At 70.4% G+C, this 6,000-nt stretch carries 7 protein-coding genes; 4 read left to right on the top strand and 3 right to left on the bottom strand.

Annotated features, from left to right (window positions below):
* Positions 1–446: 446 nt before the first annotated feature.
* The gene (locus ACFQPS_RS07435) at positions 447–614 is read right to left on the bottom strand and encodes a hypothetical protein (RefSeq protein ID WP_377357789.1); all 168 of its coding nucleotides are present in this window, start codon (positions 612–614) and stop codon (positions 447–449) included.
* On the opposite strand from ACFQPS_RS07435, the gene ACFQPS_RS07430 reads away from it, so the two are divergent.
* Positions 613–1,887: an NAD(P)/FAD-dependent oxidoreductase gene (locus ACFQPS_RS07430; RefSeq protein WP_377357788.1), complete on the top strand. Its 1,275-nt coding sequence runs from the start codon at positions 613–615 to the stop codon at positions 1,885–1,887. The genes ACFQPS_RS07435 and ACFQPS_RS07430 overlap by 2 nt on opposite strands.
* A gap of 28 nt (positions 1,888–1,915) precedes the next feature.
* On the opposite strand, the gene aptA is transcribed toward ACFQPS_RS07430, so the two are convergent.
* Positions 1,916–3,241, bottom strand: coding sequence for an omega-aminotransferase AptA (gene aptA, locus ACFQPS_RS07425; protein ID WP_377357793.1), 1,326 nt, complete (start codon positions 3,239–3,241; stop codon positions 1,916–1,918).
* A gap of 103 nt (positions 3,242–3,344) precedes the next feature.
* The gene (locus tag ACFQPS_RS07420; protein WP_377357786.1) at positions 3,345–4,394 is read right to left on the bottom strand and encodes an esterase-like activity of phytase family protein; all 1,050 of its coding nucleotides are present in this window, start codon (positions 4,392–4,394) and stop codon (positions 3,345–3,347) included.
* On the opposite strand from ACFQPS_RS07420, the gene ACFQPS_RS07415 reads away from it, so the two are divergent.
* The 3 genes from ACFQPS_RS07415 (at position 4,393) to ACFQPS_RS07405 (ending at position 5,887) form a co-directional block, all read left to right on the top strand.
* A complete protein-coding gene (locus ACFQPS_RS07415) occupies positions 4,393–4,632 on the top strand; it encodes a hypothetical protein (RefSeq protein ID WP_377357784.1) in 240 nt (79 codons plus the stop codon). The genes ACFQPS_RS07420 and ACFQPS_RS07415 overlap by 2 nt on opposite strands.
* 10 nt (positions 4,633–4,642) lie before the next feature.
* Positions 4,643–4,960 carry a hypothetical protein gene (locus ACFQPS_RS07410; protein WP_377357782.1) on the top strand — a complete coding sequence of 106 codons (318 nt, stop codon included), beginning with the start codon at positions 4,643–4,645 and terminating at the stop codon, positions 4,958–4,960.
* Between the two features lie 156 nt (positions 4,961–5,116).
* Positions 5,117–5,887, top strand: coding sequence for a sensor histidine kinase (locus tag ACFQPS_RS07405; RefSeq protein ID WP_377357780.1), 771 nt, complete (start codon positions 5,117–5,119; stop codon positions 5,885–5,887).
* Positions 5,888–6,000: the final 113 nt, after the last annotated feature.

Below are 6,000 nucleotides of genomic sequence, written 5' to 3'. Positions count from 1 at the left end.
CTGGCTCGTCTGGGGCATCGGCGAAAACCGCATCGCCACCGCCGCCGACACGGGACTCTGGATGGGATAGGTCGGAACTTCATAAGGCCGCATCCATGGTCGGGATGCGGCGAGCAGGATGGCGAGGACAAAGTTCCTGAGCGTGTTGAAGAAGCGACGGACTGTCGGATTCTGCGGTCAGGCTGGGTGGGGGTGCGGGCGGTTCCGCCTGCATCCCCGACCAGGCTGGTCAAGGCCCCCCAGTCGTAGCCCCGGTAGGCGCCGAGAGATGGACCTGTCGATGCACGGGAGCGGCTGCGCCGCCAAGGCATTGGACACCCTCAGCCAGACCGCGTCCCTGCCCCAACAGTTGAGCCGGTTGCAGCGGGGAAGACCGGAGCGCCCCGGCAGGGCGCGTCACGCTCCCCCAATGCAGAATGCGGAAGATGCCGTTCGGGACAGGCCGGTCATCCGTCCGCGGCACCGCGTGCGGGCTTGTACGGCAGCAATGGCGAGATGATCGCCCATTCCTTGTCCGCCAGACCGAACAGGGTCATGATCCCCTCCCTCTGTTCGAAGGGTTGAATCACAACCCAGCTCGTCTGCCCCTTGCTTGAGTACAGAACCTGGCCCATGCCGAAATCCTATCCGCGCTCCTGGTACGCCGACACGGCCGACATCCCGACCCGCCGCCCGCCCCTGACCGGCGATGTCCGCTGCGACGTCTGCATCGTCGGCGCCGGTTATACCGGGCTGGTCACGGCCATCGAGCTGGCGCAGCGCGGCTATGATGTGGTCGTGCTGGAGGCGGAGCGGATCGGCTGGGGGGCGTCGGGGCGCAACGGCGGCCAGATCGTCACCGGCTTCAACAAGAGCATCGGCACCATCGCCGGCTGGGTCGGTCGGGAGGATGCGGTCCGCCTCTGGCATCTGAGCGAGGAGGCGAAGACCATCCTGGCCGATCTGGTGGACCGGTTCGGGATCGAGTGCGACCTGCACTGGGGCTATCTGCTGGCGGCGCTGAAGAAGCGGCAGATGGACGAGCTGGAGGCCTGGCGGGAGGAACTGGCCGGACTGGGCTACGACCGCACCCGCCTGCTGGACCAGGAGCAGACCCGGGCCGAGATCGCCACCAACGCCTATGTCGGCAGCGTCCTGGACGAAGGCAGCGGCCATCTGCATCCGCTGCGCTATGTTCTGGGGCTGGCGCGCGCGGCGGAGAGCCTGGGGGTGCGGATCTTCGAGGGCAGCCGCGTCCTGCACCTGGAGACCGGCGCCGCGCCGCAGGCGGAGACGAAGACCGGCCGCGTGCTGCCCCGCTTCCTGGTGCTGGCGGGCAACGCCTATCTCGGCCGGCTGGTGCCGGAGATCGCCGGCCGGATCATGCCGGTGGCGACCTACATCATCGGCACCGAGCCGCTGGGCGAGGAGCGCGCCCGCGCGCTGATCCCGTCAGGCCACGCCGTCGCGGACACCAACTTCGTGCTGAACTACTACCGTCGCTCCCCCGACCACCGCTTCCTGTTCGGCGGCGGCGTCAGCTATTCGGGGCTGGACCGGCCCGACCTCAAGCAGGCGCTGCGGCGGACGATGCTGCGCTTCTTCCCGCAGCTTGAGGAGGCGCGCATCGACTACTGCTGGGGCGGGCACGTGGCGATCACCATGGACCGCACGCCCCATGTCGGCCGCATCGGCCCGGCGACGTACTACGCCCAGGGCTACAGCGGTCATGGCGTGGCGATGACGGCGATCTGCGGCCGCCTGATGGCCGAGGCGATCGCCGGGCAGGCGGAGCGGTTCGACGTCTTCGCCCGCATCCCCCACGCCCCTTTCCCCGGCGGCGGCAGCCTGCGCAAGCCGGCGCTGGTGCTGGCCATGATGTGGTACCGGATGCGGGACCTGCTGTAGGCCCCGCCCTCCGGCCCCGGCCCGGCGGTCAGGTCACCAGTTCCAGCACGTCGCGCAGCGTATCGACGATCCGCCCGATCTCCGCCTCCGAAACGATCAGCGGCGGCGACAGGGCGATGATGTCGCCGGTCACCCGGATCAGCACGCCGGCCTCGTAGCAGCGCACGAACGCCTCATAGGCCCGCGCGCCGGGCGCGTTCGGGCGCGGCTCCAGCTCGATGCCGGCGACGAGGCCGAGATTGCGCACGTCGATGACATGGCGGCGGCCGCGCAGGGCATGCACCGCCTCCTCCAGCACCGGCTCCAGATCCGCCGCCCGCTGGAACAGCCCCTCCTCGCGGTAGAGCGCCAGCGTCGCCTCCGCCGCGGCGCAGGCCAGCGGGTGGGCGGAATAGGTGTAGCCGTGGAACAGCTCGATCTGCCCCGGCGGCCCCTGCATGAAGGCGTCATGCACGGCCCCGCTGACCAGCACGGCGCCCATCGGCACGGCCCCGTTGGTCAGCCCCTTCGCCACCGTCATCAGATCGGGGACGACACCGAAGCGGTCGGCGGCGAAGGGGGCGCCCAACCGCCCGAAGCCGGTGATGACCTCGTCGAAGATCAGCAGGATGCCGTGCCGGTCGCAGGTCGCGCGCAACCGCTCCAGATAGCCCCGCGGCGGCACCAGCACCCCGGTCGAGCCGGCCATCGGCTCCACGATGACGGCAGCGATGGTGCTGGGATCGTGCAGCGCCACGATGCGCTCCAGCGCATCGGCCAGATCCGCCCCCCACTCCGGCTGCCCGCGGGAGAAGCCCTGGCGGGTGCGGTCGTAGGTGTGGGGCAGATGGTCCACCCCGGCCAGCAGCGGCCCGAAGGTCCGGCGGTTGGTGGCGATGCCGCCGACCGAGATGCCGCCGAAGCCGACGCCGTGATAGCCGCGCTCGCGGCCGATCAGGCGGGTGCGCTGCCCCTCGCCCCGGACCCGGTGGTAGGCGAGCGCGATCTTCAGGGCCGTATCCACCGATTCGGAGCCCGAACCGGTGAAGAAGACATGGTCGAGCCCGACCGGCGCCAGCGCCGCCAATGCCGAGGCAGCCCGGAAGGCGCCCGGATGGCCCATCTGGAAGCTGGGGGCGAAGTCCAGTTCCCCGGCTGCGCGCCGGATCGCCTCCACGACCGGGGCGCGGTTGTGCCCGGCATTGACGCACCAGAGCCCGGCGGTGCCGTCCAGCACCTGCCGGCCGTCATGGCTGCGGTAGTACATGCCGTCGGCGGAGACCAGGAGGCGGGGCGCCGCCTTGAACTGCCGGTTGGCGGTGAAGGGCATCCAGTAGGCGCCCAGATCGTTCGGTGCCGGCACGCTGCCGTCCATGATGCGCTCCCCGCGCGGTTCACCAAGCTGCGGGAAGGCTAGCATGCCCGCGGGCCGGGGCGGCAAGCGCGACCCCATCCACGGCGGACAGACGCGGCATGCGTCAGCGGCGGTTCTCCTCCAGGTCGAAGACCAGCAGCAGGGTGCGCTGCGAGGCGCTGAAATTGTCGTCGGAGATCAGGTAGATCCGGGTCGGGCCGCCGGGCGGCCGCCGCACGTCGATCCCTTCGTAATTGTCCACCGTCAGCGGCCGTTCCAGCCGGGCGACCGTCTCCCCCGCCACCTCGGCGCCGGCGACCAGCCCTTGCCGCGGCACCCGGGCGATCCGCGCCCCGACACCGGCGGGCCAGCTGTAGCGCCGCTCCAGCACCAGCAGGTCGCCGTCCGGCAGCACCGCGGCCCCGACCGGCCGGTAGGGCGGCTGCGCCAGATAGGTGAAGGGCTGCCAGCCGTCGGCGCCACCGAGCCAGCCGCGGTGCCGCTCCTCCTCTGCCTCGCCTTCCGCGATCAGGACCAGGGTGCCGTCGGCCAGGGCCGCCATCGCCTCTATCCCGCTGTTCCCGCTCAGCCCGGACAGCCCGTCCGGGCCGGCCAGGGCCGTCGGCGTGCCCGCGGCCAGAACCTCCGGATAGCGCATCAGCCGGTGCTCGCGCTCGAAGGACACGACCCAACCACCCCCGGGCAGATGCGCCATCTCCTCGGAGTCGGAGCGCCGGCCCGCCAGGACGCTGCCGTCGCTGTCGCGCAGGGGCGCGACGGTGAGATCGGCGGCGCCGGTCAGGCGCCCCTCGGCGTCGTGGATCAGACGGCCGGTGACGACGTGCCCGCGGTCGGAAAGGGCGGTGAAGCCCGTGCCCTCCGGCGTCACCCGGAGGCTGGACAGGCCGCCGAAGGCCGGATCATCGTGCCGGATATCAAGACCGCCGCGGAAGCGCAGGGCGCCGACCCGGTCGCCGAGGCCGGGCTCCTCCGACAGCGGCACCGGCCGCGTCGCCCCCTCCCCGGCCAGCCCCGCCCCGCATCCAGCCAGAATGGAAACGGCAACGACGAGACCCCCGGTGCGGAACCGATGATCTCCATGCTTCCGCAGGCGGTCGCCGAAGGGGTATCCTGCGGCTGCCCGGTTCAGGGCGGAACGCAGGGACTGCACCATGGCTGAGAATGACGGACGCCTGCGCGAGATCGCGGCGAGACTCGAGCGGATCGAGACCAGATTGAACCGCCTTGACGGCCCCGCCCCTGCCCCGGAACCCGATCCCGGCCCGTCGGCCTCGCTGGACAATCTGATCGGGGCCGGCACGCGGGTGCTCGACTGGGCCATGGCGAATCCCATCCTCGGTGCGCTGGCCGGCATCGCCCTGCTGGTGCTTCTGTCCCACATTCTCGGCTGAGGCACGGGCGATGGCGGCGTTCTACGATTTCGAGACGACCCTCACCTTGAAGTCCCACGGCGAGATGGACAAGGCCGAGGATTGGATCCGCGCCAACGTCAAGGGATTGTGGGCCGTCGAGTTCCTGGGAATGGAGGAGCGGGTGGACAACGCCACCCGTGCCCGCAGCCAGGTGCTGCATGTCAGCTTCAAGTTCGGCCGGCGGGAGGATTTCGACCGGTTCCGGAACGAGTACGTGCAGGGCAGACCGCGGGTCCCCGCAGCCGGAAAAACGGCCCCGAAGTCACCCCAGAAACGAAAGGGTCTTCTCGGCTGGCTGCTGGACTGAATTGACTGCACACGGTGCCATGCCCCTCTTTTCCTGGTGGCTATCTCCCGCGGAATAGATCGTAAGACTTATTTTCGGACAACGCCGTGCGGGCTTACAACGTCCCCGGTCGGATGCGACGGGCGTCCGCGACACACGAGGTCTGCTCAGGTGGGAATGGCCACTGATCCGGGTGGTCCCGCGGACGGGCGGGCCGGTTACAACGGAGGGGACCGGATCGCCGGAGGCCGGGCTTCGGAGCGGCAAGCTTCGGAAGAGACGTCTTCGGAACGGCAGCGCGGGGAGGCCCCGGTCGACTGGGCCGACCGGTGCCGCCAGCTCGAATCCGCCCTGGCCGAGAAGGAGGCGACGCTGCGGGAGATGCAGCACCGCGCCAAGAACAGCCTTCAGCTCGTCATCAGCCTGCTCCGCCTGCAACACCACCGGATCAGCGATCCGGCCGCCCGCGCTGCCTATGACCAGACCATGCACCGGGTGGAGGTGCTGGCCATCCTCTACCGGCAGGTCCATGAGACCCGGTCGGAGACACAGGTGGATCTGCCCCGCTATCTGAGGGAGGTCTGCGAGACGGCCGTCCTCAACGCGACAGATACCCTCCGGCCGGTGCAGGTGCAGGTGGACGCCCAGGCCCTGAGCACCTCCCTCTATTCGGCGATGCCGCTGGGGCTGATCGTGAACGAACTGGTCAGCCAGGGCCTGACCCACGCCTATCCTCCGGACGGCTGGCTGAAGGTCAGCCTGGAGTCGCTGGCCGACGGCGCCGCCCGGCTGACCGTGGCGGACAACGGCCGCGCCCTGCCCACGGGCTTCGACACCGAGGCGGACGCCGCCGCCATGCTGGTGGAGGCGCTGGCCACCCAGCTCGGCGCCGACCTGGACATCCGGCACGGAACGGGCACAACCGTCAGTCTGACGCTGAAGCTCTGACGGTTCCCGGCAGCGGCCGTCCCGCCGATACCACAGACCGCTGCGGAACCGCGGGGATGCCGGCACCGTTGCGGCCTCGGAACACTGCTCGGACGGTGCTGCCTTCCACAGCC

This window comes from Rhodocista pekingensis, from assembly GCF_042665545.1.
GTDB lineage: Bacteria > Pseudomonadota > Alphaproteobacteria > Azospirillales > Azospirillaceae > Rhodocista > Rhodocista pekingensis.
This window is presented reverse-complemented; position numbering and strand designations above follow the sequence as displayed.

Excerpts from the sequence above, each read along its gene's own strand:
- ACFQPS_RS07420 (WP_377357786.1), bottom strand. The coding sequence starts at position 4,394 with ATGGTGCAGTCCCTGCGTTCCGCCCTGAACCGGGCAGCCGCAGGATAC.
- ACFQPS_RS07405 (WP_377357780.1), top strand. The coding sequence starts at position 5,117 with ATGGCCACTGATCCGGGTGGTCCCGCGGACGGGCGGGCCGGTTACAAC.
- ACFQPS_RS07435 (WP_377357789.1), bottom strand. The coding sequence starts at position 614 with ATGGGCCAGGTTCTGTACTCAAGCAAGGGGCAGACGAGCTGGGTTGTG.
- ACFQPS_RS07415 (WP_377357784.1), top strand. The coding sequence starts at position 4,393 with ATGGCTGAGAATGACGGACGCCTGCGCGAGATCGCGGCGAGACTCGAG.
- aptA (WP_377357793.1), bottom strand. The coding sequence starts at position 3,241 with ATGGACGGCAGCGTGCCGGCACCGAACGATCTGGGCGCCTACTGGATG.
- ACFQPS_RS07410 (WP_377357782.1), top strand. The coding sequence starts at position 4,643 with ATGGCGGCGTTCTACGATTTCGAGACGACCCTCACCTTGAAGTCCCAC.
- ACFQPS_RS07430 (WP_377357788.1), top strand. The coding sequence starts at position 613 with ATGCCGAAATCCTATCCGCGCTCCTGGTACGCCGACACGGCCGACATC.